At 63.4% G+C, this 24,393-nt stretch carries 26 protein-coding genes and 1 pseudogene; 16 read left to right on the top strand and 11 right to left on the bottom strand.

Translation table 11 applies throughout. From position 1 onward, the window contains the following. Positions 1–7: 7 nt before the first annotated feature. The 3 genes from AC0NIE_RS26340 to ygfZ form a co-directional block, all read right to left on the bottom strand. Positions 8–2,158: a putative bifunctional diguanylate cyclase/phosphodiesterase gene (locus AC0NIE_RS26340; protein WP_473486654.1), complete on the bottom strand. Its 2,151-nt coding sequence runs from the start codon at positions 2,156–2,158 to the stop codon at positions 8–10. Positions 2,159–2,223: 65 nt separating this feature from the next. Then, a complete protein-coding gene (locus AC0NIE_RS26335) occupies positions 2,224–2,856 on the bottom strand; it encodes an HD domain-containing protein (RefSeq protein WP_473486655.1) in 633 nt (210 codons plus the stop codon). Further along, positions 2,856–3,734 carry a CAF17-like 4Fe-4S cluster assembly/insertion protein YgfZ gene (gene ygfZ / locus AC0NIE_RS26330; protein ID WP_473486656.1) on the bottom strand — a complete coding sequence of 293 codons (879 nt, stop codon included), beginning with the start codon at positions 3,732–3,734 and terminating at the stop codon, positions 2,856–2,858. Before ygfZ ends, AC0NIE_RS26335 begins: the two co-directional genes overlap by 1 nt. Before the next feature lie 83 nt (positions 3,735–3,817). Here ygfZ and AC0NIE_RS26325 point away from each other — a divergent pair, with 83 nt between their 5' ends. Beyond that, positions 3,818–5,149, top strand: coding sequence for a dihydroorotase (locus AC0NIE_RS26325; protein WP_473486657.1), 1,332 nt, complete (start codon positions 3,818–3,820; stop codon positions 5,147–5,149). A gap of 21 nt (positions 5,150–5,170) precedes the next feature. Here the strand turns inward: AC0NIE_RS26325 and AC0NIE_RS26320 are convergent, their stop codons facing one another. The 4 genes from AC0NIE_RS26320 to AC0NIE_RS26305 form a co-directional block, all read right to left on the bottom strand. Beyond that, positions 5,171–5,974 carry a hypothetical protein gene (locus tag AC0NIE_RS26320; RefSeq protein WP_473486658.1) on the bottom strand — a complete coding sequence of 268 codons (804 nt, stop codon included), beginning with the start codon at positions 5,972–5,974 and terminating at the stop codon, positions 5,171–5,173. 138 nt (positions 5,975–6,112) lie between these two features. Next, the gene (locus AC0NIE_RS26315; protein WP_077381793.1) at positions 6,113–6,370 is read right to left on the bottom strand and encodes a hypothetical protein; all 258 of its coding nucleotides are present in this window, start codon (positions 6,368–6,370) and stop codon (positions 6,113–6,115) included. Between the two features lie 313 nt (positions 6,371–6,683). Beyond that, positions 6,684–7,061 (bottom strand): TIGR02301 family protein, encoded by a 378-nt coding sequence (locus AC0NIE_RS26310; RefSeq protein WP_123149796.1) that lies wholly within the window; start codon positions 7,059–7,061, stop codon positions 6,684–6,686. Between the two features lie 48 nt (positions 7,062–7,109). Then, positions 7,110–7,529, bottom strand: coding sequence for an NUDIX hydrolase (locus tag AC0NIE_RS26305; protein WP_473486659.1), 420 nt, complete (start codon positions 7,527–7,529; stop codon positions 7,110–7,112). A 125-nt stretch (positions 7,530–7,654) separates the two neighbouring features. Here AC0NIE_RS26305 and AC0NIE_RS26300 point away from each other — a divergent pair, with 125 nt between their 5' ends. After that, complete coding sequence (locus AC0NIE_RS26300; RefSeq protein ID WP_473486660.1) at positions 7,655–8,413, top strand: SOS response-associated peptidase; 759 nt, start codon at positions 7,655–7,657, stop codon at positions 8,411–8,413. 83 nt (positions 8,414–8,496) lie between these two features. Here the strand turns inward: AC0NIE_RS26300 and AC0NIE_RS26295 are convergent, their stop codons facing one another. Next, positions 8,497–8,652, bottom strand: coding sequence for a hypothetical protein (locus AC0NIE_RS26295; protein WP_095496669.1), 156 nt, complete (start codon positions 8,650–8,652; stop codon positions 8,497–8,499). 389 nt (positions 8,653–9,041) lie between these two features. Between AC0NIE_RS26295 and cysS the strand changes: the two genes are divergently transcribed. The 8 genes from cysS to AC0NIE_RS26255 all read left to right on the top strand — a co-directional run bounded on the left by cysS (position 9,042) and on the right by AC0NIE_RS26255 (position 16,144). After that, entirely contained in the window at positions 9,042–10,514 is a 1,473-nt protein-coding gene (cysS, locus tag AC0NIE_RS26290; protein ID WP_473486661.1) for a cysteine--tRNA ligase, read from the top strand. Then, positions 10,511–10,897, top strand: coding sequence for a VOC family protein (locus tag AC0NIE_RS26285; RefSeq protein ID WP_473486662.1), 387 nt, complete (start codon positions 10,511–10,513; stop codon positions 10,895–10,897). Before cysS ends, AC0NIE_RS26285 begins: the two co-directional genes overlap by 4 nt. A gap of 4 nt (positions 10,898–10,901) precedes the next feature. Then, on the top strand, positions 10,902–11,393 hold the full coding sequence (locus AC0NIE_RS26280; RefSeq protein ID WP_473486663.1) for a GFA family protein: 492 nt from the start codon (positions 10,902–10,904) through the stop codon (positions 11,391–11,393). Then, positions 11,390–11,866, top strand: a complete 477-nt coding sequence (locus AC0NIE_RS26275; RefSeq protein ID WP_473486664.1) for a GFA family protein — start codon at positions 11,390–11,392, stop codon at positions 11,864–11,866. The genes AC0NIE_RS26280 and AC0NIE_RS26275 overlap by 4 nt, the downstream gene beginning before the upstream one ends. Then, positions 11,863–12,819, top strand: coding sequence for a prolyl aminopeptidase (gene pip, locus AC0NIE_RS26270; protein WP_473486665.1), 957 nt, complete (start codon positions 11,863–11,865; stop codon positions 12,817–12,819). The genes AC0NIE_RS26275 and pip overlap by 4 nt, the downstream gene beginning before the upstream one ends. Before the next feature lie 2 nt (positions 12,820–12,821). After that, complete coding sequence (cimA, locus tag AC0NIE_RS26265) at positions 12,822–14,438, top strand: citramalate synthase (RefSeq protein ID WP_473486666.1); 1,617 nt, start codon at positions 12,822–12,824, stop codon at positions 14,436–14,438. Between the two features lie 83 nt (positions 14,439–14,521). Then, a complete protein-coding gene (gene rarD, locus AC0NIE_RS26260; RefSeq protein ID WP_473486667.1) occupies positions 14,522–15,442 on the top strand; it encodes an EamA family transporter RarD in 921 nt (306 codons plus the stop codon). Between the two features lie 15 nt (positions 15,443–15,457). Next, positions 15,458–16,144 (top strand): glutathione S-transferase family protein, encoded by a 687-nt coding sequence (locus AC0NIE_RS26255; RefSeq protein ID WP_473486668.1) that lies wholly within the window; start codon positions 15,458–15,460, stop codon positions 16,142–16,144. A gap of 9 nt (positions 16,145–16,153) precedes the next feature. Here AC0NIE_RS26255 and AC0NIE_RS26250 read toward each other — a convergent pair whose 3' ends face one another. Further along, positions 16,154–16,411 (bottom strand): CorA family divalent cation transporter, encoded by a 258-nt coding sequence (locus tag AC0NIE_RS26250; protein WP_473613662.1) that lies wholly within the window; start codon positions 16,409–16,411, stop codon positions 16,154–16,156. A gap of 31 nt (positions 16,412–16,442) precedes the next feature. On the opposite strand from AC0NIE_RS26250, the pseudogene AC0NIE_RS26245 reads away from it, so the two are divergent. After that, positions 16,443–17,041 (top strand): annotated as a pseudogene (locus AC0NIE_RS26245) (PQQ-dependent sugar dehydrogenase); the annotation flags it as partial. A gap of 78 nt (positions 17,042–17,119) precedes the next feature. Here the strand turns inward: AC0NIE_RS26245 and AC0NIE_RS26240 are convergent. Beyond that, a complete protein-coding gene (locus AC0NIE_RS26240) occupies positions 17,120–17,731 on the bottom strand; it encodes an LOG family protein (RefSeq protein ID WP_473486670.1) in 612 nt (203 codons plus the stop codon). 146 nt (positions 17,732–17,877) lie between these two features. On the opposite strand from AC0NIE_RS26240, the gene AC0NIE_RS26235 reads away from it, so the two are divergent. From AC0NIE_RS26235 to AC0NIE_RS26225, 3 genes are all read left to right on the top strand, one after another. Next, complete coding sequence (locus AC0NIE_RS26235) at positions 17,878–19,254, top strand: LysM peptidoglycan-binding domain-containing protein (RefSeq protein WP_473486671.1); 1,377 nt, start codon at positions 17,878–17,880, stop codon at positions 19,252–19,254. Between the two features lie 75 nt (positions 19,255–19,329). Next, a complete protein-coding gene (locus AC0NIE_RS26230; protein WP_473486672.1) occupies positions 19,330–19,656 on the top strand; it encodes an ArsR/SmtB family transcription factor in 327 nt (108 codons plus the stop codon). A gap of 99 nt (positions 19,657–19,755) precedes the next feature. Next, a complete protein-coding gene (locus tag AC0NIE_RS26225; RefSeq protein WP_473486673.1) occupies positions 19,756–21,642 on the top strand; it encodes an ABCB family ABC transporter ATP-binding protein/permease in 1,887 nt (628 codons plus the stop codon). 3 nt (positions 21,643–21,645) lie between these two features. Here AC0NIE_RS26225 and AC0NIE_RS26220 read toward each other — a convergent pair whose 3' ends face one another. Continuing rightward, entirely contained in the window at positions 21,646–22,518 is an 873-nt protein-coding gene (locus AC0NIE_RS26220) for an SMP-30/gluconolactonase/LRE family protein (RefSeq protein WP_473486674.1), read from the bottom strand. A 256-nt stretch (positions 22,519–22,774) separates the two neighbouring features. On the opposite strand from AC0NIE_RS26220, the gene AC0NIE_RS26215 reads away from it, so the two are divergent. After that, positions 22,775–23,473 carry a phosphatidylserine decarboxylase gene (locus tag AC0NIE_RS26215; protein ID WP_123149893.1) on the top strand — a complete coding sequence of 233 codons (699 nt, stop codon included), beginning with the start codon at positions 22,775–22,777 and terminating at the stop codon, positions 23,471–23,473. 3 nt (positions 23,474–23,476) lie between these two features. Beyond that, positions 23,477–24,292, top strand: a complete 816-nt coding sequence (pssA, locus tag AC0NIE_RS26210) for a CDP-diacylglycerol--serine O-phosphatidyltransferase (protein WP_473486675.1) — start codon at positions 23,477–23,479, stop codon at positions 24,290–24,292. The last annotated feature ends 101 nt before the right edge of the window (positions 24,293–24,393 follow it).

The raw sequence follows: 24,393 nt of genomic DNA, 5'->3' as shown, positions 1-24,393 counted from the left end.
GTCGCGTTCAACCGGATTGTCTGACCACCGCGCTCGACTTCAGCAGGCGCTGGATATCCGCCGCATTCGACGGCACACCGATCAGGTAGCCTTGGGCCTCGACACAGCCTTCCCTGCGCAGGAATTCAAGTTGCGCTCCGGTTTCGACGCCTTCGGCGGTGACGGTCGTTGCAAGCTGCGCACCGAGCCCGATAACCGTGCGCACGATCGCGGCCGTGTCGCGGTTGTCGATGTCGCGGATGAAGGAGCGGTCGATCTTGATCTTGTCGACCGGGAAGCGGCGGAGATAGCCGAGCGACGAATAACCGATGCCGAAATCGTCCAGCGCGATTCGGACGCCGAGGTCGCGCAACTGCCTGAGCGTCTTGAGCACGGTATCGCTCTCGTCCATCAGCACTGTTTCGGTGATTTCTAGTTCAAGCCGATCGGCCGGCACGCCGGAAAATGCCAGCGCGGAGATCACGCTGCGGGCAAAGGTGCCACTTTTGATCTGCACAGCCGAGACATTGACCGCGATACGCAACCCATGCGGCCAGCCCGCCGCAACCGTGCAGGCTTTCCTCAGCGCCCATTCCCCGAGCGGCACGATCAGCCCGGTTTCTTCGGCGACCGGGATGAAGTCGTCTGGCGGCACCAAGCCGCGTGCCGGCGAGTGCCACCGCATCAGCGCTTCGGCGCCGACGATTTCGCTGGAGGCGATGTTCATGATGGGTTGGAAATCGAGCTCGAATTCCCGCCGCCGCAGCGCTGCCTGCAGGTCGGTTTCGAGTGCGCGTCGTGCCCGTACCATCGCATCCATGCCTGGCTCGAAGAAGCGATAGACGTTGCGTCCTTCGCTTTTCGCCCTGTAGAGGGCCATGTCGGCGTTTTTTAGCAGCGTGTCGGCATCCCTGCCGTCATTGGGGAAAAGGGCGATGCCAAGGCTGATGCCGACATGCATGTCGCGGCTTTTGTCGCGAAATGGCTTTCCGATGATATCGATAATGCGTTTTGCCAGTTTTTCCGCATCGCCGGCACCTTTTGGGCCGGCACCTTTTGTATTGAACTGGATGATGACGAACTCATCGCCGCCGAAACGAGCGACCACGTCCGTTTCGTTGCGAAGGCAATTTTGCAGCCGCTCGGCCACGCATTTCAGCAGCCAGTCGCCCGCCGGGTGCCCCCAGGTGTCGTTGACGGACTTGAAGCGGTCGAGGTCGAGCGAGAATATCGCCAGGTCCGTGGCCTCGCCCAAGGCCTGGTCGAGCCGTTCGCGGAACATCGAGCGATTGGGCAGATTGGTCAGCGTGTCGTGATGTGCAAGGTGGGTCATGCGCTCTTCGACGCGCCTGCGCTCGGTGACGTCGTCGAAAGTTGCGACCCAGCCACCTCCACTCATCGGCCGCCGCACGACCAAAAGCGTTCTGCCATCGGCAAGATGGCGATAGGTTGACCGCATTTCCCCGGCTTGAAGGCAGGCTGCGGTTTTCGAGATCTCGCTGTCGATGTCGATCTCTGCATAGATACCCAGGCGCACGAGCTGCTCAAGCGCGTCGCCGTGGCTCATGCCAAGCGGAAAATCGGCCGGCGTCACGTGGTAGAGTTCCAGGAAACGTTCGTTGCGCACGATCAGCCTGCTGTCTGCGTCATACATCAAAAGGCCTTGCGACATGTTGGCGAGTGCCGCGTCGAAGCGTCGATGCTGCTCCTTCAGCTCCTGCTCGGCGCGCCGTTGTTCGGTGATATCCTCGTAGATCGACACCCAGCCGCCTGAAGCCAGCGGCCGGTGCGAGATGTTGATGATGCGGCCATCCGACAGCGTTTCCTCGTAGGTCGAGGGTTTCGCCCGGTCGATATAGGGCTTGCGGATGGCGTAGAGTTCTTCGGCGCTGTGCGAGGCGACACCGATGTCGACGCTGTGCTGGAGGATGTCGAAAAACCGGATGCCGGGCTGCACGATCTCGGGGTCGAGGCAAAAGATGCTGGTATAATTGCCGTTGCAGATGATCATACGCTCGTCGGCATCGAACATGGCCAAGCCATGCGACATGTTCTCGACGGCGGCCGAAAAACGATCATCCTGTTTTCGCAGTTCGTCCTCTATCCGTCGCGGCAGGCCTATACCTTCGGCCCTCCGTCCGCGGACGGGCGAACCAGCCTTGGCATGAGTGACGGACATGAGGCGTGCCTGCAGACCGTGATCGAACACGGCACTGTTGTCCTTTTCGGTTAATTTACCGTTTTTCAGTCGGCCGGCTGCAGCGTTTGACGCCGCGATTTCTCGATTGCCGCATACCGTTTGAGGAACGCGTTTTGCGCCCAGGTCACCGAACGCGGGGTGAAATCGAAGCGTTCGGCATTGAAGCCGCGCGGTCGGCCGAAGAATTCGGTCGCCTCGGCGGTCGAAAAGCCGGCAAGCAGCGTCGCCTCGAAATAGGCGGCGATCTGGTCGGCGCGCTTGATTTCCTTGCGCAGGCCCGCACTAGGTTCGACCGGCAGCGAAAAGCGCAGATGGATGGCGCGCTGCAGCCTCAGCTCGCACTCCTTGTAGCTGCCGCCCATCACCGATTTGAACGGTGAGATCATGTCACCGATGACATATTCCGGCGCGTCGTGCAGCAAAGCCGCCAGCCGCGCGTCGGCCGGGGCGTCCGGCGCCAGCTCGCCGAAAAGCGCCTCGACCAGCAGCGAATGCTGGGCGACGGAAAAGGCGTGATCGCCGCTGGTCTGGCCGTTCCAGCGGGCGACGCGGGCAAGCCCGTGGGCGATGTCCGAAATCTCGATATCAAACGGCGAAGGGTCAAGCAGATCCAGCCTCCGGCCCGACAGCATGCGCTGCCAGGCGCGCGGCGGCGCGCCGGCACGGTCGGCCGCCATCAGGCCTCCTCCGCGCCGACGGATTCCTGCGGGCCAACGGTTTCCAGCGGAAAAGTGAACTTCGCCCAGGCAGGGATGGTGAGCGACACAGTGACGTCATCCGCCATGATCGGCTGGCCGACGTCGAGCGCTGCCTTGACTCGGTCGATACGGGCTATGGCGAGGCCTGCCGTGCCGGCGGCAGTACCAAGCGTGCCGACCGGTCGCCCGGCAACTGTCAGTTCGGCACCAGGAGCCGGCAGGGGCCGCTCGGCCGAAACGATCAGTACCCGCCGTCTGGCGGTGCCGCGATGCTGCATGCGCGAGACCACCTCCTGGCCGACATAGCAGCCCTTCCTGAAGCCGACACCGCCGGTCTCGTCGAGCAGCACATCATGCGGGAAGGCGTCGCCGAGCTGATAGTCGCTGCCGCTTTCGGCAATCCCATGGGCGATGCGCAGAGCTTGCCATGCGGCCGGATCGCCGCCGGCGGCCGTGCCGCCATAAAAGCGCGTTACGGACGCGTCGCGGAACCGTGCATCTGCAACCGGCGTTGAATCAAACTGCGAAGCGGTTGAGTCATCCCCCCACGCAACAGCGACAAGTCCCTGATCTGCCTTGGCGATCTCGACCTTGGCGCGCAATTTGTAGAGCATCAGCCGCCGGATGAAATCATCTGATACATCGGCTCGGCATTCGAGGCGGAAGGAATTCTCGCCAGCGCGGGAGATCAGGAAGTCGAACAGGATCTTGCCTTGCGGCGTCAGCAAGGCGCCAGGCTTTGCTTCGCCGGCAGCCAGTGCGTCGAGGTCGGTGGTCAGGATGTTCTGCAAAAAGTTCTCGGCATCCGGGCCTGACACGGAAACGAGTGCGCGATCTCTCAGTAGGGCAAAGGGCATGGGCGGAAAAAGAACCTGATCTTGCAAAACAGTCGGCCATTACGTAAGCCGCTCACACTCCCCCCGCAAGAGACCGGATCAGCATGGCCACGACCTACGACCTCATCCTGACAGGCGGCACGGTGGTCAATCACGATGGCGAGGGCCGGCGCGACGTCGGCATCAACGGCGGGCGCATCGCCGCCATCGGCGATCTTGGCCAGACTTCAGCCGGCGAGACGGTCGACTGTCGTGGCCTGCACGTCCTGCCCGGCGTCGTCGACAGCCAGGTGCATTTCCGCGAGCCGGGGCTGGAGCATAAGGAAGATTTGGAGACCGGCTCGCGGGCAGCTGTGCTGGGCGGCGTCACCACCGTCTTCGAGATGCCCAACACCAACCCGCTGACCACCAGCGAGGCAGCCCTTGCCGACAAGGTGCGGCGCGCCTCCGGCCGCATGCATTGCGACTTTGCCTTCTGGGTCGGCGGCACCCGCGACAATGCCGGGGATGCCGGCGAACTGGAGCGGCTACCCGGTGCTGCCGGCATAAAAGTATTCATGGGCTCGTCCACCGGTGACCTTTTGGTCGAGGACGATGAGGGCGTCGCCTCGATCCTGAGGAATACCCGCCGCCGTGCGGCCTTCCATTCCGAGGACGAATTCCGGCTGCGCGAGCGGCTCGGCGAACGCATCGAGGGCGACCCGGCCTCGCATCCGGTTTGGCGCGACGAGATCGCCGCCTTCCGCTGCACCGAGCGCCTTGTGCGCATTGCTCGCAAAGCCCGCGCGCGTATCCATGTGCTGCACATCTCGACCGCCGAGGAGATCGCCCTCCTCGAACGGCACAAGGACGTCGCGACCTGCGAGGCGACACCGCATCATCTGACGCTGAGCGCTGACGACTATGCACGCCTCGGCACGCTGATCCAAATGAACCCGCCTGTGCGTGCAGCACGCCACCGCGACGGCATCTGGCACGGCATTGCGCAAGGCATCGTCGATGTGCTGGGTTCCGACCACGCCCCGCACACGCTGGCCGAAAAGGCAAAGCCCTATCCGACCTCGCCGTCGGGCATGACCGGCGTGCAGACGCTGGTGCCGATCATGCTCGACCACGTCAATGCCGGCCGGCTGACGTTGCAACGTTTCGTCGACCTGTCCAGCCACGGCCCGCAGCGTATCTTCGGCATGGCCAGCAAAGGCCGCATCGCCGCCGGCTACGACGCGGATTTCACGATCGTCGATTTGAAACGTCGCGAGACCATCACCAATGCGCAGGCAGGCTCGAAGGCTGGCTGGACGCCCTATGACGGCAGAGAAGTGACCGGGTGGCCGGTCGGAACAGTCGTGCGCGGCCGCCGCGTGATGTGGGAAGGCGAGATCGTCACGCCCGGGCAGGGCCGGGCGGTGGAGTTTTCCGAGGCGCTGGCGGTCTAGAGCGTCGGACTTTCAAGCCGCTCAATCCCCGGCGACGAAGAACGTCCACTGTCCGTCCGGCGTGATGCCGACGCGGTAGAAGATGTAGGCGCCGAACTGCTTCATGCTGTCATAGTCGCCGGCGGTGACGATCTTGAACAGCTCGACCCGCTGCCTGGCGTCGAGCTTGTCCAGCGGCAGCGCGAAGAAATATGGCCAGACATAGAGCTCCTGCGGCGTGCCGACATCGACATGGACATAGCCGGCACTGAGTACCTCTTCCAGGATGGCGAGGATTTCCTGGCCTTCCGTGTCGCCCGAAAGACCTTTCAGGAAGGTGATCGGGTCGCCTTCGATCTCGCTCAGCGACAATTGGGTCATCGTATCGCCCTGGCCGATCAGCGGCCGGAGCTTTTCGATGTCGCCGCTCTTGCAGGCCCCGATAATCAGATCGTGCATGCGCCTGACCGGCTCCGGCAGCTTGCTGAGATCGTAGACGACCTCGGGCAAGGGTTCATCCGGGTCGACTTGCGGATTGGCTATGCCACCATCGTCTGTTGGCCTCTCCGGTTCGATCTGTTCCCGCTCGTCGGGGGGCGTTGGCTGGCTAGCCGCAGGCGGCGTCGTGGCGAGCGGGTCGGGCATCGGCACCGCAGTTCCCGGCGGCGGCATGTCGTCGTCGGCGGGCGGCGCGACCGGCGAAGGAAGGTCCTCGCGCTTGATTTCACTCAGCGCATATCCGGGGCTGCTTGCGAGGCAAAGCGCGAGCGGAACCGCGGCGCAAAAAGCGGCGAGCCGGATGCTGAGGGCCAAGCCACGCGGCTGGCCTGACGTCGAAAAGTTCACCGCCTGCCTCTCCATGATTCCGTCCAGATGCCCAGGCCCTTACAGATGCCCAGGCCCTTACAGGTGCCCAGGCCCGCCCAGGTGCCCGGGGCATGACCGCCCAAGCGGCACGCCGTGGTCAAAGAGCCTGATGCCGGTTCAGTGCCGCAGCCGTCCTGGTTCGAAGGCCCCGGCTATCACCTTTTCACGCATGCGGTCGAGCAGGGCAAGGGCCGAGGTCTCGCCATTGGCGCGCAGCATTTCGCCGAACGCGGTTTCAAGGGCCGCCTCGGCGATGATTTCCGGCTCGATTCCGGCCGAAAGCCCTTCCGCCCAGGCCTCGCTGTGGCTTTCCACGGCAGTCAGGCGCTTTTCTTCCCTGACCAGCGCGTCGATGTCGTTGACGCCATGTTCCATTGCGATGTCCACCCTTTTCAAGCGGCGATCCGGCAGATGCGGATCAGGCTTGGGCTGTCCCTTTTACACGCAGGTTAAGTAAGTACTTGTAAATACGACATTTCTAGGGTCGTTTCGACAAGGGCTCGTCACGTTTTGCAAACCTGCGTTCGATCCGATTCAAACTTAGCCGATTAGGCCGGCGAGCGGGATGAAAACCTTCAGTTTGAGTTAATTCCACATCCGCGCGGTAACGTTTCGTTAATGCCGTTGCAGAAGTGCAACACAAGGATTGCACTAAGACGCCACCGGACACAAGCAGGGGGTGCCAAGGTCAGTTGCCGTAGCGCGAGGCGATGTCGCGCGACAGCGTCTCGCCTTCCTTCATGTAGCGGCTGATGGCTTCGGTCGCCGAGGCGGTACACTGCGTGTAGGTGCCGCCGAAGGAGCGGTAGCCGCGATTGAAGCTGGCGATGAAGCGGGCGCGCCGCTCCGGGTCCGGATTTTCCGAAGCGATCAGCTTCTCCATCTCGACCCGCCAGCGGTCGCCCTTCTCGCCGCACAGATTACGCAGGAAATGCAGCGACCCAAGCACCTCCGCCAGCCGCATCAGCCCCGGCTCGAACGGCGACTCGGCGGCCAGCGCCGGCCGCGCGCCGATTGCCGTACTGGCGGCGAGGCAAGCTGCAAGGAAAAGCGATGCGCGGATCATAAGTCTATGTGGCCAAACAATTTGTCGGCTGCAAGGCGATTTTGGAGGTTACGCCCCTGCATTCCTGAGCAATTCTTCGGCAACGGCAAACACCGAAGCGGCAAGCGGCAGCGCCGTCATTTCGCCGAGCGTATAGAAGGCGGCGGTCTCGGCGTCGTCGCTGGCTACGGGCTCGCCGCCGACATAGGTGGCGCCGAACACCGTCAGCAGATAGTCGACCGGGTGCCCGTCGCTGCCGCCGTCGATGTGGATTTCCCGAAGTGGGCGGTAGTTGTGAGCCTGCAACCCGGTTTCTTCCAGCAATTCGCGCTGCGCGGCTTGTTGCAGCGTTTCGCCGGCCTCGACCTTGCCGCCTGGAAACGCGTAGAATCCTTGCGAAGGCTGCCGCGCCCGCTTGACCAGCAGCACCGTGTTGCCGCGGACAATGGCGACCGAGACAGCCGGGAGTATCTTGCGCATCTCGTCCATGGATCTCCGATCGTCATTTGCTGCAGCCCGTTGTGGACCGGTCGGCTTGAAGAAGCATTAGCGATTGCGCAACGCCGGTTCCATTGCCACCTTCGCATCCGACCAATTCAACGAGTTTTTAGCTTATGTGCGGACGCTTCGCCTTGACCGCCACGCCGGACCAGACTGCCGCCTTTCTCGGTCTGACGGAGCTGGAGGATTTTCCGGCCCGCTACAACATCGCGCCGACGCAGCCGGTCCTGATGGCGATTGCAGGCTTGCCGCAGGCGTCAGGCTCGAATCTGCCTGACCGGCAGCCGATGCTGGTGCGCTGGGGACTGATTCCAGCCTGGGTGAAGGACACGCGTGAGTTTCCGCTGCTGTTCAACGCCCGCTCGGAGGGAGCAACGGAAAAGGTCTCGTTTCGCACCGCCATGCGCCATCGCCGCGCTTTGGTCCCGGCTTCCGGCTTCTACGAATGGCGTCAATCGGGCGGCGAGAGGGGGCAGCCCTATTGGGTGCGGCCTAAGCATGGCGGGCTTGTCGCCTTCGCCGGGCTGATCGAGACCTATGCCGAGCCGGGCGGTTCGGAGATGGACACCGGCGCCATCCTGACCGTTAACGCCAATGCCGACATCGCCCATATCCATGACCGGATGCCGGTGGTGATGGATCCGCAGGATTTCGCCCGCTGGCTGGATTGCCGCACGCTGGAGCCGCGCGACGTGGCCGACCTGCTCAGACCGGCACTGCTCGATTTCTTCGAGGCTGTTCCGGTTTCCGACCTCGTCAACAAGGTCGCCAACACCGGGCCGGAGATTCAGGGGGGCGTCGTGGGGCCGGAGCCCGGGAAGGCCAGGCGCCAGAAGCCCGGCGCGGACGACAATCAGATGACCTTGTTTTAGCAGTAGCTGCTATTTCCTGGGGCGCTTCAGCGCCTTCATTGCCGGCGCCCCATTTACTGGCGACCGGCCGGCCGCACGTCACATCAGGCAGCGCGCGGCGATATGATCTTCTGCACCGGCTTCTTCTTCTTCGCTGTGTGGAGAAGGGCGGCGACGATCGCGGCCGGGCCGATCGCCCGGTATTGGCTGGCGAGCGCCGGTTGCTTGGCACTGCTGGAGTCCTGCTTGGTTCGGGGCATTTTTCTCTTCCCTGGTAACGTCTTCGTGTCCGCGTTTGCTGGTCGAATCCGACCAAATCGTGACATCTGGTGATCTAGCCGGCGAATGTTTCATGACTGTGCCGAGATGTTTAATAAAATGTTTCACTGCGTCATTACCTGTGATCCAGCGACTCTTTTGCCGAAAGTTGCGACTTGACGGCAACACTGGGTGAGGCGATAAAGCCGCTCATGAGAACGTCTTTCGCCATTTGTGGCATTTGCATTATTGGCTAGCTTCGCGCTGGTCCGGACGTTTTCGCCTATCTTCCTTCTAGAGTGGACAAACGCCCCGGCCAGCAGGCTGGTGCCTGATTTGCGTCTCGGCGCAAGTGGGCCCAGCCAAAAAGTAACGCACCGGGAAGGCACGAATGTCTGACGCATCGCAGGGCCTGCGCCTCTACAACACGCTGACGCGGACCAAGGAGGATTTCTTCCCGATCGATCCGCGCAATGTGCGCATGTATGTCTGCGGCCCGACGGTCTACGACTTTGCCCATATCGGCAACGCGCGGCCGGTGATCGTCTTCGACGTGCTGTTCCGTCTGCTGCGCCATCTCTACGGGCAAGCGCAGGTCACCTATGTACGCAACATCACGGATGTCGACGACAAGATCAATGACCGCGCACTGCGCGATTTCGGCGGCGAGATTGCCTCGGGAAAGCTGTCGCTGAACGAGGCGATCCGGCGGGTCACCGAAAAAACCGCCGACCAGTTCCACAAGGATGTGGCAACGCTCGGCTGCCTGGAACCGACGGTCGAGCCGCGTGCCACCGAATTCGTCGAGCCGCGCGCCGATGGCAAAGTCGACATGATCTCCTTGATTCAACGGTTGATCGAACGCGGCCATGCCTATGTTGCGGCAGGCGAAGTTCTGTTCGACACGGCCTCGATGCCGGACTACGGCCAATTGTCGAAGCGCAATCTCGACGAACAGCAGGCCGGCGCTCGCGTCGCCGTCGATCCACACAAGAAGAACCCTGGCGATTTCGTGCTGTGGAAGCTGTCCTCGCCGGAAGAGCCGGGCTGGGACAGCCCGTGGGGCAGGGGCCGGCCGGGCTGGCACATCGAGTGCTCGGCGATGTCGGCCGCCTATCTCGGCGAGGTCTTCGACATCCATGGCGGCGGGCTCGACCTGATCTTCCCGCACCACGAGAACGAGATCGCCCAGTCGCGCTGCGCCCACGGCACCGATGTGATGGCAAAAGTGTGGATGCACAACGGCTTCCTGCAGGTCGAGGGGCAGAAGATGTCCAAGAGCTTGGGCAACTTCTACTCGATCAACGAGTTGCTGGAGACCGAGACCTTTGGTGGCCGCAAATGGCCGGGCGAGGTGCTGCGGCTGGCGATGCTGATGACGCATTATCGCGAGCCGATCGACTTTTCCGTGCGCAAGCTGGAAGAGGCGGAAAATACGCTGCGTAAATGGAAGCGGGCGGCGGATATCGCACCGGCGGCGGCAATGCAATTGCCGGTGGAAGTGGTGGAAGCCCTGTCGGACGATCTCGCAACCTATTCTGCGTTCCAGGTGCTGACGCAGTTGGCCGGCGAGGCTGTGGATTTCAATGCTGCCGGTGGCGGTAACGCTGCCGCAGCGGGCAACGATGCTGCCGCTTCGCTGAAGGCGGCGTTGCTGTTCCTTGGCTTCGACGTTACGCCGGCCAAAGTCGATGAAGACGCCATCGCCAGGGCGATCGCCAAACGCCTGACCCTCATCTCTGCTGGAAATTGGGCCGAGGCCGACCGCATCCGCGCCGAATTGCTGGCGCAAGGTATCCAGTTGAAGGACGGCAAGGACCCCGTCACCAGCGCCCGCATCACCACCTGGGAGGTAAAAAGATGATCGATCATCTTGGCATCACCGTTTCCGATTTCGACGCGTCGAAGGCGTTCTATGATAAGGCGATGGCGCCGCTCGGTGCCTCGCTGCTCTACATGGTGCCGCAGGAATATACCGGCGGTGCGAAGGTCGGCGGCTATGGCCGTGACCGGCCGGTGTTCTGGCTGCATCAAGGCAAGGACAAGCCGAAGGACCGCCAGCACGTCGCCTTCACCGCGCGCAGCCGCGCCGAGGTCGATGCCTTCCACGCCGCCGCCATCGCTGCCGGCGGCAAGGACAATGGCGGGCCGGGCCTGCGTCCGCACTATCATGCGAACTACTATGGCGCCTTTGTCTTCGACCCCGACGGCAACAATGTCGAAGCCGTCTGCCATACCCCGGAGTGAAGCAATGAGCCTAGACAACAGACCAGTCTACACAGGCGGTTGCCAGTGCGGCGCCGTGCGCTTCCGTGTCGAAGGCGCGCTGGGTGACGCCTCCGTCTGCCATTGCCGCATGTGCCAGAAGGCAAGCGGCAATTTCTACCTGCCGCTGGTGTCCGTGCGTGGCGCAAAACTCGACTGGACGCGCGGCGAGCCCAAACGCTTCCGCTCCTCCAACGCCGCATGGCGCGGTTTTTGCGCCGATTGCGGCACGCCGCTGACCTTCGAGGCGCCCGACGGCATCGCACTCGCCATCGCCGCCTTCGACGATCCGGAGGAGATCGCGCCGACCATCCAGTGGGGCATCGAAGCAAAACTCCCCTATGTCGATCACATCCACGAATTGCCCGGCGAGGACACGATGGCCGATTTTTCGTCGTCCTCGTATCTCGCCGACCTCGTCTCTTACCAGCACCCCGACCACGACACCGAACAATGGCCGCCGGAGGAAAGATCATGACCGAAACCGTTCGAACCGGCGGCTGCCAGTGCGGCGCCGTGCGTTTCCGCATTCGTGGGGCGCTTGGACGCCCGTCCATCTGCCATTGCCGCATGTGCCAGAAACAGTTCGGTTCCTTCTTCGGCGCGCTGGTGACGGTGCCGAAGGACGGCGTCGAATGGGTGCGCGAGGAGCCGAGCTATTTCCAGTCGTCGGTCAACATCGATCGCGGCTTCTGCGCCCGCTGCGGCACGCCGTTGGCCTACAGGCAGCCCGGCGGGCTTGAGATCGCCATCGGCGCTTTTGACGATCGCTCCGACCTCGCACCGCAGATCCAGGTCAACTACGCCGCCCGGCTGCCCTGGGTGGAGAAGATCTTCGACGCGCCGGTCCATGACGATCCCGACTACTACACCCGGCAGGAATCGATCATCTCCTTCCAGCATCCGGATCACGAGACGGCCAACTGGCCGCAGCAGGGCCTGAAATTATGAGCAGTGAACTGCGCACCCTCTATCCGGAGATACAGGCTTACGAGTCCGGCATGCTGGATGTCGGCGACGGCCATCAGGTCTACTGGGAGCGTTCCGGCACCAGGGGTGCCAAGCCGGCCGTATTCCTGCATGGCGGACCGGGCGGCACCATTTCCCCGAAGCACCGGCGGCTGTTCGATCCGAAGCTTTACGATGTCATCCTGTTCGACCAGCGCGGCTGCGGGAAGTCGACGCCAAACGCCTCGCTCGAGGCCAACACCACCTGGCATCTGGTCGCCGATATCGAGCGCCTGCGCGACATGTGCGGCTTCGACAAATGGCTGGTGTTCGGCGGCTCGTGGGGCTCGACACTGGCGCTGGCCTATGCCGAGACGCACCCCGAGCAGGTCAGCGAACTGGTCGTGCGCGGCATCTACACGCTGACGCGCGCGGAGCTCGAATGGTATTACCAGTTCGGCGTCTCGGAAATGTTCCCCGACAAATGGGAGCGCTTCCTGGCGCCGATCCCCGAGGCCGAGCGCGGCGACATGATGGCCGCCTATCGCAAGCGGCTGGTCGGCAGCGACCGCAAGGCGCAGGTCGAGGCCGCCCGCGCCTGGAGCCTGTGGGAGGGCGAGACGATCACGCTGGTGCCCGATCCGGAAACCAGCAGCCGGTTTGGCGAAGACGACTACGCCGTCGCCTTCGCCCGAATCGAGAACCATTATTTCGTCCATGCCGGCTGGCTGGAGGAAGGGCAATTGCTGCGTGATGCCTTCAAGTTGAAGGATATCCCCGGCACCATCATTCATGGCCGCTACGACATGCCGTGCCCGGCGCGCTATGCCTGGGCGCTGCACAAGGCGTGGCCGAAGGCGGATTTCCACCTGATCGAGGGTGCCGGCCATGCCTATTCGGAGCCGGGCATCCTCGACCGGCTGATCCGGGCGACGGATCGGTTTGCGGGGAAATGAGCATGGGCCGCGAGCGCCTCTATCTCTTCGACACGACACTGCGTGATGGCCAGCAGACGCCGGGCATCGACTTTTCGGTCGAGGACAAGATTGCCATCGCCGGGCTGCTCGACGGGTTCGGCGTCGACTATGTCGAGGGCGGCTATCCTGGCGCCAATCCGACCGACACCGCTTTCTTCGCCGAGCACCGCACGGCCAGTGCCAAATTCGTCGCCTTCGGCATGACCAAGCGGGCAGGCGTGTCGATCTCGAACGATCCAGGCCTTGCCGCACTGGTCCAGTCGAAGTCGGACGCCATCTGCTTTGTCGCCAAGAGCTGGGACTACCATGTCCGCGTCGCGCTGGGCTGCACCAACGAAGAAAACCTCGAGGCGATCAAGGCCTCGGTCGAGGCGGCGGTTGCTGCCGGGAAGGAAGCACTGGTCGACTGCGAGCATTTCTTCGACGGCTTCAAGGCCAATCCCGATTATGCGCTCGCTTGCGCCAGGACCGCCTACGACGCCGGCGCGCGCTGGGTGGTGCTGTGCGACACCAATGGCGGCACGCAGCCGTCGGAAGTGCGTGCCATCGTCGAGAAGGTCATCGTCTCAGGCATTCCCGGAGACCATCTCGGCATCCATGCCCATGACGACACCGGCCAGGCGGTGGCGAATTCGCTGGCCGCCGTCGAGGCCGGCGTGCGCCAGATCCAGGGCACGCTGAACGGCATCGGCGAGCGCTGCGGCAACGCCAATCTGATCTCGATCGTGCCGACGCTGGCGCTGAAGCCGGCCTTTTCCAACCGTTTTATGACAGGCATCTCGGCCGAAGCATTGGCCGGCATATCGCGCCTTTCCCGCGCCTTCGACGAATTGTTGAACCGTGCGCCGGAAGCGCAGGCGCCCTATGTCGGTGCTTCCGCCTTCGCCACCAAGGCCGGCATCCATGCCTCGGCGCTGGCCAAGGAGCCGGCCACCTACGAGCATGTGCCGCCGGAAGCGGTCGGCAATCGCCGCCGCGTCATGGTCTCGGACCAGGGCGGCAAGGCCAATTTCCTCGCCGAGTTGAAACGGCGCGGCATCGAAATGCCGAAGGACGACCACCGGCTCGATGCGCTAATATCAGTGGTCAAGGAGCGCGAGGCCGAGGGCTATGCCTATGAAGGCGCCGACGCCAGCTTCGAGCTGCTGGCGCGCAAGATGCTGCACGGCCTGCCGGAATTCTTTAGCGTCACCTCGTTCCGCTGCATGGTCGAGCGCCGCTTCGACGCCAACGGCCAGCTGAAGACGGTCTCCGAGGCGATCGTCAAAGTGCTGGTCGACGGCGAGGAGAAGATGTCGGTGGCGGAGGGGCACGGTCCGGTCAACGCGCTCGACATCGCGCTGCGCAAGGATCTCGGAAAATTCCAGAACGAGATCGCCGACCTCGAGCTTGCCGACTTCAAGGTGCGTATCCTCAATGGCGGCACCGAGGCGATCACCCGCGTGCTGATTGAATCGCATGACAGCACCGGCGCCCGCTGGTGGACGGTCGGCGTCTCAGAAAACATCATCGACGCTTCGTTTCAGGCGCTGATGGATTCGATCGTCTACAAGCTGATGAAGAACCGCGAGTTGGCTGGGCTGGTCGCGGCAGAGTAGGATTGAACCATCAGCGAAAGTCCATTGATCCATCAGAACTTTGCGATGGTCTTGGCCCGGCGGCTGGCGCATAGCGTTGGGCCATGGCCACGCAAGCAATTCAGCTCGAAGCAGACTCAAAGGCCCGGCGTGGCTTCCTGCTGGCGCTGGGCGCCTATCTCCTGTGGGGGTTGCTGCCCTTCTATATGAAGGCGGTCGCACACCTGCCGCTGGCCGAAGTCATCGCGCACCGCATCGTCTGGTCAGTGCCGATCGCGGCCGCCGTTTTGATCTGGGCCGGCCGCACGGCGGATTTCAAAGCGGCGTTGCGTTCGCCGCGCATCATTTCTATGGCGGCGCTGACGGCGGCGCTGATTTCGGTCAACTGGGGCATCTATGTCTGGGCCATCGCGGTCGACCGTACCATCGAGACCGCGCTTGGCTACTACATCAACCCGCTTGTCAGCGTCGTTGTCGGCGCGCTGCTGCTCAGCGAACGGCTCAACCGGCTGCAAATCGCGGCGGTGGTGCTGGCGGCCATCGCGGTCGCGGTGCTGACGATCGACGCCGGCAAGCTGCCCTGGGTGTCGCTGGTGCTGGCGTTTTCCTTCGCCGCATACGCCTTCTTCCGCAAGACGCTGCCGATCGGTCCTAGCCAGGGTTTTTTGCTTGAAGTGCTTTTGCTGTCGGTGCCGGCGCTCGGCTACATCATCTATCTCGTCGTCACTGGGCAGGACCATTTCGTCTCCAGTTCGCTGAACGATACCGCGCTGCTGATCGGCTGCGGCCCGGTCACCGCCATACCGCTGCTGCTGTTTGGCTTCGGGGCCAAGCTGCTGCGTCTCTCTACCATCGGCATCATGCAGTATATCGCGCCGACCATTGTGTTCCTGATCGCCGTGCTGATTTTCGGCGAACCCTTCGGCAGCATCCAGGCCATCGCCTTCGGCCTGATCTGGACGGCGCTGGCGATCTATTCCTGGTCGATGTTCCGCGGCCGCGAGATCCGGCCGGCAGTGCGTTAGAACGAGGGATTTTCGATGTACGTGCTACACATAGCAAACAAGAATTATTCCTCGTGGTCGCTGCGGCCCTGGGTGCTGATGCGGATATTGGACGTCCCCTTCGAGGAGCGGCTGACACCGTTTCCGACCGGATCGAGCTGGAGGCTCTACCGGCCGTTCTCGCCCAGCGGCCGCGTACCGTGCCTGATTGACGATGGCTGGGCGGTTTGGGATTCGCTCGCCATCGTCGAATATCTGGCCGAGCGCCACGCCGGCGTCTGGCCTGCCGACGCGAAGGCGCGAGCCTGGGCGCGGTCGGCTGCGGCCGAAATGCATTCGAGCTTCACCGCCTTGCGCGGCTCCTGTCCGATGAATTGCGGTGTCCGCGTCGCGCCGGTGCCGATGTCGGATGCGCTGAAGCACGACCTCTTCCGTCTCGGCGATCTCTGGGGCGATGGGCTGCGCCGCTTTGGCGGACCGTTCCTGGCTGGCGATCGCTTCACCGCCGTTGACGCCTTCTTTGCCCCGGTGGCGTTTAGGGTTCAGTCCTACGGACTGTCCTTCGAGGGCGCAGCTGCCACCTATCCGGCGCGATTGCTGGCTCTGCCGGCAATGCGCGAATGGTATGCGGCAGCCCTTGCTGAGACGTGGCGCGAGCCGAACCACGAAGCGGAAGTGCGCGCTGGCGGCACTGTCATCGAGGATCTTCGCGCCACCTTGTAGCGGTTGCTGCTACATCCCGCGCCCCAGACGCCTGACGAACAGATAGACGACCGCCGCGACCGCGAGCGATATCGCCGACGCCACCCAAAAGCCCACCCGCGTGTCGACCAGCGGCAGCCCGCCGACATTCATGCCGAACAGGCCCGAGATGATCGTCATCGGCAACAGCACCGCGGTCATCACCGACAGCATGTAAAGCAACTGGTTCGACTGCGTCGTCAGCTTGGCCATCAGCTCGTCCTGCAAGAGCCTGGCGCGTGCCTGCAATTGCTCGCCGTCGTGATGCAATGTATGGGCGCATGTCGCGAATACCGACGCGCTTGTCGCTTTCCCCTACTCCAATGGCCAGACCCGAGCCACAACGCCGCCGGAAAGATCGTCGACTTACCGGCCGGAGATCTCAACCATCATTGGACCAAGGATGTGATCGCAAGTGCGGATGGACGCAAGCTCTATGTCACCGTCGGCTCCAACAGTAACGTTGGAGAAAACGGCATGGCCGCGGAGAAGAACCGCGCCGCCGTCCTTGAAGTGGACCGGTCGACCCGCGGTACCCGGGTCTTCGCGTCAGGGCTGCGCAACCCGAACGGGCTTTCCTGGAGCCCTGAAACTGGCGAGCTTTGGGTCGCCGTGAACGGGCGTGACGAAATCGGCGACGATCTCGTGCCGGATTACATGACCTCGGTTCGTGACGGCGCTTTCTACGGCTGGCCTTACAGCTACTACGGACAGAACGTCGACGAACGCGTCAAGCCGCAGCGCCCCGATCTCGTGGCGAGGGCGGTCAAGCCCGACTATGCGCTGGGTTCCCATACCGCCTCGCTGGGACTGACCTTTTCCAAAGGCGCGTCGCTCGGTCCGGCCTACGGCAACGGCGCCTTCGTCGGCAATAGGGGAATAGGGGAATAGGGGAGTTCATGAGCGGCATTCACTACCTACTCCCCTACTCCCCTACTCCCCTACTCCCCTATTGCCTTAAAGCTTGTCGATTACCGACTGCACACCTTCGGTCGGTGCGTCGACCGATGATCCGGCGACCATGATGGCGGCGACGATCGCTTCCGGATCGTCGACCACCAGCGGCCTGACCCGCTGCGCGGTATGGATGAAGCCTTCGGCCATCATATGGTCGAGCAGCGCCAGCATCGGATCCCAGAATCCCCCAACGTTGCCGAAGACAATCGGCTTGCGATGATGGCCGAGCTGGCCCCAAGTCATGATCTCGATGATTTCCTCGACCGTGCCGATGCCGCCCGGCAGCGCCACAAAGGCGTCGGATTTCTCGAACATCGTATGCTTGCGCTCGTGCATGTTGTTGGTGATCACGAGCTCGTCGAGCCGGTTAAGCGCGGTTTCGGTGGCCTCCCTGTTGATCAGGAAGCGCGGAATGATGCCCGTCACCTTGCCGCCAGCCCGCAACGCGCCTTCGGCAACGGCTCCCATGATGCCCCTGGTGCCGCCGCCATAGATCAGACGCAGGCCGGACTTGGCGATCGAACGCCCAAGCAGGTGTCCGGCCTTGGCATAGGTTTCATCGCGGCCTGGAGACGAGCCGCAATAGACGCAGATAGATCGAATCGTGTTCATGAGATGATTGGTGATTGGGTCTTTATTCGCGGTCAAGCCCGGGCGGGCTTTTTCTTGCTGGCCCCTTTTTCTTGTCAGTCCCCTTTTTCTTGTCGGTTTGGGCAAAACAGGCTAGACCGGCATTAGGTGGCTAAGGGCAGGGAAATATGACGATTAATCCAATGAAGGCGCTTTTGTTCGCCGTCGGCGGCTCCGTCGCCGCGGCGGGGACCGCCTATGTATCGGGCGCGCTCGACCCGTATCTCAATCGCGCGCCACCGGCGGAAGTGGCATCACTGACGCCGCCGGTGAAGAAGCCGGCCGAGCCGGGGACCGATGGACCGCCTCCGCCCGCGCCGGCCTCAGATGCGATGGCACCGGCAGCGCCGGCCGCGGCCGATGCGATCGCGCCGACCTTCGATATCGTTCGGGTCGAAATCAAGGGCTCTATCGTCGTCGCCGGCAATGCCGCACCCAACGCCAAGGTCGAGATTCTCAACGGTTCGACGGTTCTCGGCTCGACGGTCGCCGGTGCCGATGGCGCTTTTGCCATCGTTCTCGACGATCCGCTGAAACCCGGCGATTACACGATCGCGCTGCGTTCGATGACCGGCAATGTCGTGACCCCCTCTGCGCAGACAGCCGTCGTCTCGATTCCCCAGAGTCCTGCTGGCCAGGTGCTGGCGATGATCGAGGAGCCGGGCAAGCCCTCCGAATTGCTCACCGTTCCTACACCCGGGAAGAAGCCTGAAGGCCCTGCCGGCGACAAGGCGGCCGCTCCGGCTGCCGGGGACCCCGCTGCCGCAGCACCAGCCCCAGGCGCACCGGCTGCCACGGCGCCGGCCACTGTCGAAGCCGTCCCCGTGCCGGCTCCGGACGTGCCGGTCGCACCGGCAACACCAGCTGCAGGGCCAAAGATCATCGTCGAAGCGATCGAGATCGACGGCAACAAGATCTTCGTCGCCGGGCTCGCCGATCCAGGCCGCAAGGTGCGCGCCTATGCCAACGACATCTTGCTCGGCGACGCGAAAACTTCGCCCGACGGCCACTTCCTGGTCGAGGCGACGCGCAACATTCCGGTCGGCACCTACACCATCCATGTCGACGCACTCGATGCCGACGGGGTCAAGGTGGTGGCCCGTGCCGCCGTGCCGTTCGAGCGCGAGCCGGGCGAGTCGGTCGCCGCCGTGGCGCCCGCCGAGCAGAAGCCTGCCAAGCCGCCCGCCGCCGCGGACACGACCGCGCCTGCTCCACCTGCCACATCGGCTGAAATTCCCGAGACCGCGGCACCGAAGCTCGAACACGCCGACGGCGCCGTCATCATCCGCCGCCACGACACGCTGTGGCAGATCTCGCGGCGCGTCTATGGCCAAGGCGTGCGCTACTCGACCATCTACCTCGCCAATCAGGATCAGATCAGGAATCCAGACCGCATCTGGCCGGGGCAGGTGTTCAAGGTCCCGGAAAAATCGCAGGAAGGCGAAGCCGCCAACCTCAAGGCGATGGGCGACCAGATGACGACCGCCCCTGCCAAGTCCAACTAGAGGTCCAGCAGAAATCTTTTTTCTTCGTTAGGCTCTCTTGCGGAAAGTTCGTTCATCGTCTATCGCCGATAGACGATGAACGCTCCCTTGACCGAGAAGACCTGTGGCTTCGCCGACAGCCAGTCCGTCGCCGCGAAGCTCGCCGCGCTTTCGCATCCGGCCCGAATCGAGATCCTCCGGCATCTGTCGGCCAGCCGCTCCTGCTGCTGCCGCGAGGTCGTCGACCATCTCGACCTGGCGCAGTCCACCGTTTCGCAGCACCTGAAGATATTGGTCGAGGCCGGGCTGGTCCGCTACGAGCCGGACCGGCAACGCTCGCGCTATGAAGTCGACGGCGATGCGCTCGCCGATGTTTCCGCATCGCTGGCCGCGCTCGTCAATTCGTGCTGCACCGGCCGCTAATCATGATCCCGAATCGAAGGACCGCGTCAGCGAAAAGTGGAAGCCGGTTTCGGAAAAGGTGACGGTCAAGCAGTGAGATATAAGAAAAAGGCGATAAAAATGGCCGAAAAAACCGTTTCCGCTGAATCCGGTTCGACCGTCAAGACATTGCGCAATCTTTGGCCCTATATGTGGCCGGCCCACCGGGCCGACCTCCGGGCGCGGGTGGTGTGGGCGACCGTGCTTCTGGTGGTCGCCAAGCTGACACTGGTTGCCGGCCCCTATTTCTTCAAATGGGCGACCGATGCGCTAGCCGGGGATGCCAAGTCGGTGCCGCCGCTGCCGGCCTTCCTGCTGGCGCCGGTCATGCTGGTCATCGCATACAATGTCGTGCGGCTGGTGCAGCTCGGTTTCAACCAGCTGCGCGACGCGCTGTTTGCCCGCGTCGGACAATATGCGGTGCGCCAGCTCGCCTTCCGCACCTTCATCCACATGCATCAACTGTCGCTGCGCTTCCATCTCGAGCGCCGCACCGGCGGCCTGTCGCGCATCATCGAGCGCGGCACCAAGGGTATCGAGACGATCGTCCGCTTCACCGTGCTCAACACCTTGCCGACCATCCTCGAATTCGCGCTGACGGCCGCCATCTTCGCCGTCACCTATGGCTGGAAATACGTGGCCGTGGTGGCGGTGACGGTCTGGCTCTACATCTGGTTCACCATCAGGGCGAGCGACTGGCGCATCGTCATTCGCCGCGACATGAACGACAGCGACACCGACGCCAGCACCAAGGCGATCGATTCGCTGCTCAATTTCGAGACGGTCAAATATTTCAACAACGAGAGCATGGAAGCCGAGCGCTTCGACCGTTCGATGGCGCGCTACGAGACCGCCGCCACCAGGATATGGACCTCGCTCGGCTGGCTGAACTTCGGCCAGGGCGTCATCTTCGGTCTCGGCACGGTTATCGTGATGTGCCTTTCGGCGCTGGAGGTGCAGGCTGGTACGCAGACGGTTGGCGACTTCGTCTTCATCAACGCCATGCTAATCCAGCTTTCGGTGCCACTCAACTTCATCGGCTTCATCTATCGCGAAATCCGCCAGGGTCTGACCGACATCGAGCAGATGTTCGATCTGCTCGATGTGCCGCAGGAGATCGTCGACAAGCCGGGTGCCAGGCCGCTGGTCGTCGGCGCCGGCAAGGTCGAGTTCCGCGACGTGCAGTTTTCCTACGATCCCAACCGCAAGATCCTGAAAGGCATCAGCTTCGAAGTGCCGGCCGGCAAGACGGTTGCCATTGTCGGGCCGTCGGGCGCCGGCAAGTCGACCATTTCGCGGCTCCTGTTCCGCTTTTACGACATCCAGGGCGGCAAGATACTGATCGACGGCCAGGACATTCGCGACGTGACGCAGGAGAGCCTGCGCGCGGCGATCGGCATGGTGCCGCAGGACACCGTGCTGTTCAACGACACCATCGCCTACAACATCCGCTACGGCCGCGTCGATGCCAGCGAGGAGGATGTGCACAAGGCGGCAGAACTCGCTCAGATCGGGCCATTCATCGAGCGGCTGCCCGACGGCTACCGTTCGATGGTCGGCGAGCGCGGGCTGAAACTGTCGGGCGGTGAGAAGCAGCGCGTGGCGATCGCCCGCACCATTTTGAAGGCGCCGCCGATCCTGATGCTCGACGAGGCGACCTCGGCTCTCGACAGCCATACCGAACAGGAGATCCAGGCGGCGCTCGACCTCGTCAGTAAGGGCCGCACGACCATCGTCATCGCCCACCGGCTGTCGACGGTGATTTCGGCCGACGAGATCATCGTGCTGCAGGACGGCCAGATCGCCGAGCGTGGCACGCATGCCGCCTTGATGCGCAAGGCCGGTCTGTACGCGTCGATGTGGGACCGCCAGCGTGAGGCAACCGAGGCCGAGGAGCGGCTGCGCATTGCTCGGGAGCGCGACGAGTTCGGCGTCGTCGTCCGCCGCCGCCCCTCGGAAGTGTCGTAGCCCTTATGGCCAGCCGGCGCCCGGTGCGGAAGCCTCGATGCTGAGCACCTGGCCGGTGCGGGCATCGCTGATCATGTGTTCGAAGCCGCGCCATTCGGCGGCGACGATGAACAGTGTCTTGCCATCGGCGCCGCCGAGCATGCAGGCAAAGCAGCCGCGATCGGCATCGACACTCTCGAGCATTGCGCCGCCTTCGCGCACGCGCACGCAGTGCCGGTTGGGCACGTCGGCATACCAGACAGCGCCTTCGGCATCGAGACAGATGCCGTCTGGAAAGCCGTTGCCGAGGTCGGCCCATCGCCGCCGGTTGGCGAGGCTGCCATCGGCGGCGATGTCGAAGGCGGTTAGCCTGTTGGCGTGGGATTCAGCGACGATCAACGTTTTGTTGTCAGGCGTCACCGCCATCCCGTTGGCAAAGGCGATCTTGTCCGCCACCTGCCGCACCGACCCATCCGGCGCAATCAGCACGATGGTGCCGGGGCCGAAATGCTGGCCGGGAGCCGGCGCCGGCCCACCGCCATTGACGTAGATGTTGCCGCGCCCGTCGACGACGATCTCATTCCAAGGGCTCGTTGAAAAACCCCGCAGATCGGCGTGGGTGGCCAGCGTACCGTCTGCTTCTTGCCGCAGCACCAACCCCTCACGCCCGCAGACGACGACCAGGCGACCGTCCGGCAGCCAGTCGATCGAATAGGGCAGGGTGGCCGGCACAGTGAGCATGACCTCACTGTTGCCGTCGGCATCGACGGCGATGATCTGGCCGGTTCCCCAGTTGCAGAACCAAAGCCTGCCATCATGCCAGCGCGGCGACTCGCCGAACGCCAGACCGTTCATCACGACATTTGCTTCTTTGGCTGCTAATTTCTGCGACGGCATTGCGGGCTCCCAGGTTTCGTGCCGTAGGCGCCCCACTCGGCCGATATAAAGCGCCTCTCACCAAGGACGGGCGAGGATGCCGCGCGCCGACAACTGCGCCGGTTTTTTCGCAAAGGCCGGATCGGTTCCAATATGCGTAAACCGGATACGTGCCCCAACGCACCCGCGCCGAACCGGCTTTCGCTCATTGTTGCGTTGCGGCCACAGGGTGTTTCCGCTATTGAGGCCGGACCTGAAACTAGGCTGTTTCCATTCCATGGACCTCGTCGACACGATCAAGAAAACGTTCGTTCCGATCCATCGCGAAGGCTATCCGTTTATCGCCGCCTTCGCAGCGGTGACGCTTTTCCTCGGCTATTTCTCTTCGATCCTGTTTTGGGTCTGCCTGATCCTGACCGCCTGGTGCGTCTATTTCTTCCGCGATCCCGAGCGCGTCACGCCTGTCGATGACCGGCTGGTGGTGAGCCCGGCCGACGGCATCATCACGGCGGTCGGTCCGGCCGTGCCGCCGCGCGAACTTGGCCTCGGCGGCGGCGAGATGACCCGCATCTCGGTGTTCATGGACGTCTTTTCCTGCCACGTGAACCGGGCGCCGGTGCGCGGCCGCATCACAAGAATCGAGCATCGGCCGGGCCAGTTCCTCAACGCCGCACTCGACAAGGCGAGCGCCGACAACGAGCGCAACGGGCTGGTCATCGACAGCCCCAACGGCACGGTGGCCGCGGTGCAGATCGCCGGCCTGGTGGCGCGGCGCATCGTCTGCTGGGCCGAGACCGGCGGCACGATCGGCATCGGCGAGCGCTTTGGGCTGATCCGCTTCGGCTCGCGCGTCGACGTATTCCTGCCGTCGGCCGCAACGCCGCGTGTCGCCGTCGGCCAGACTGCGGTCGGTGGTGAAACCATACTGGCCGAATTCGGCGGCATTGCCGCAACGCCGCTCGTGCGGGTGTCCTGAGCCGTGGGCGCGCCGTTCAAGAAATTCGAGGCGCATGGCAGCGGCGGTCCGCGCATCCATGAAATCCCGATGCGCATGGTGCTGCCCAATCTCGTCACCGTGCTCGCCATCTGCGCCGGCCTGTCCGGCATCCGCTTCGGCTTCGAAGGCCGTTTCGAGCCGGCAGTGGTGATGGTGCTGCTCGCCGCCTTCCTCGACGGCATTGATGGCCGCCTGGCGCGGATGCTGAAGGCGACGTCCAAATTCGGCGCGCAGATGGATTCACTGGCCGACATCGTCAATTTCGGCGTAGCACCCGCGCTGGTACTCTATGCCTTCCTGCTCGACCAGGCCGGCTCGCCTGGCTGGATTGCCGCGCTCCTGTTCACCATCGCCTGCGGGCTGAGACTCGCTCGCTTCAACGTGCTCGACGAAGAAACAGATCGCCCGCAGTGGCAAACCGAGTATTTCGTCGGCGTGCCGGCGCCGGCGGGTGCAGTGCTGGTGATGCTGCCGCTTTATCTGTACTTCCTGCGGCTTGGCGTGGAGCCGTCCCGCCCTGCCGCCTTCGTCGCCGCCGGCTTCACCGTTCTGGTCGCCTTCCTGCTGGTCAGCCGGCTGCCGGTCTATTCCGGCAAGAGCCTGAAAGTCCCGGGCGACAAGGTGCTGCCGATCATCCTCGGCGTCGTCCTCCATATCCTGCTTTTGATGACCTACCCCTGGTACACGCTGACAGCGTCGGTCGCCGGCTATCTGCTGTTCCTGCCGTTCAGCGTGCGCGCCTATTCCAGGCGCGCCAAGCGCGAAGGCGAGAAGGTGCCGCCTTCAGACATCGGCTGACAGGCCTGTCGCCAATTCGCTCCGACGGTCACCTCAAGCATTTGCAGCCAAGTGGAACCACTTGGCGTCGCAGAAATGCGGCTAAAACAAATAGATAGAGC

The organism is Mesorhizobium sp. WSM4842 (assembly GCF_055901575.1).
This window is presented reverse-complemented; position numbering and strand designations above follow the sequence as displayed.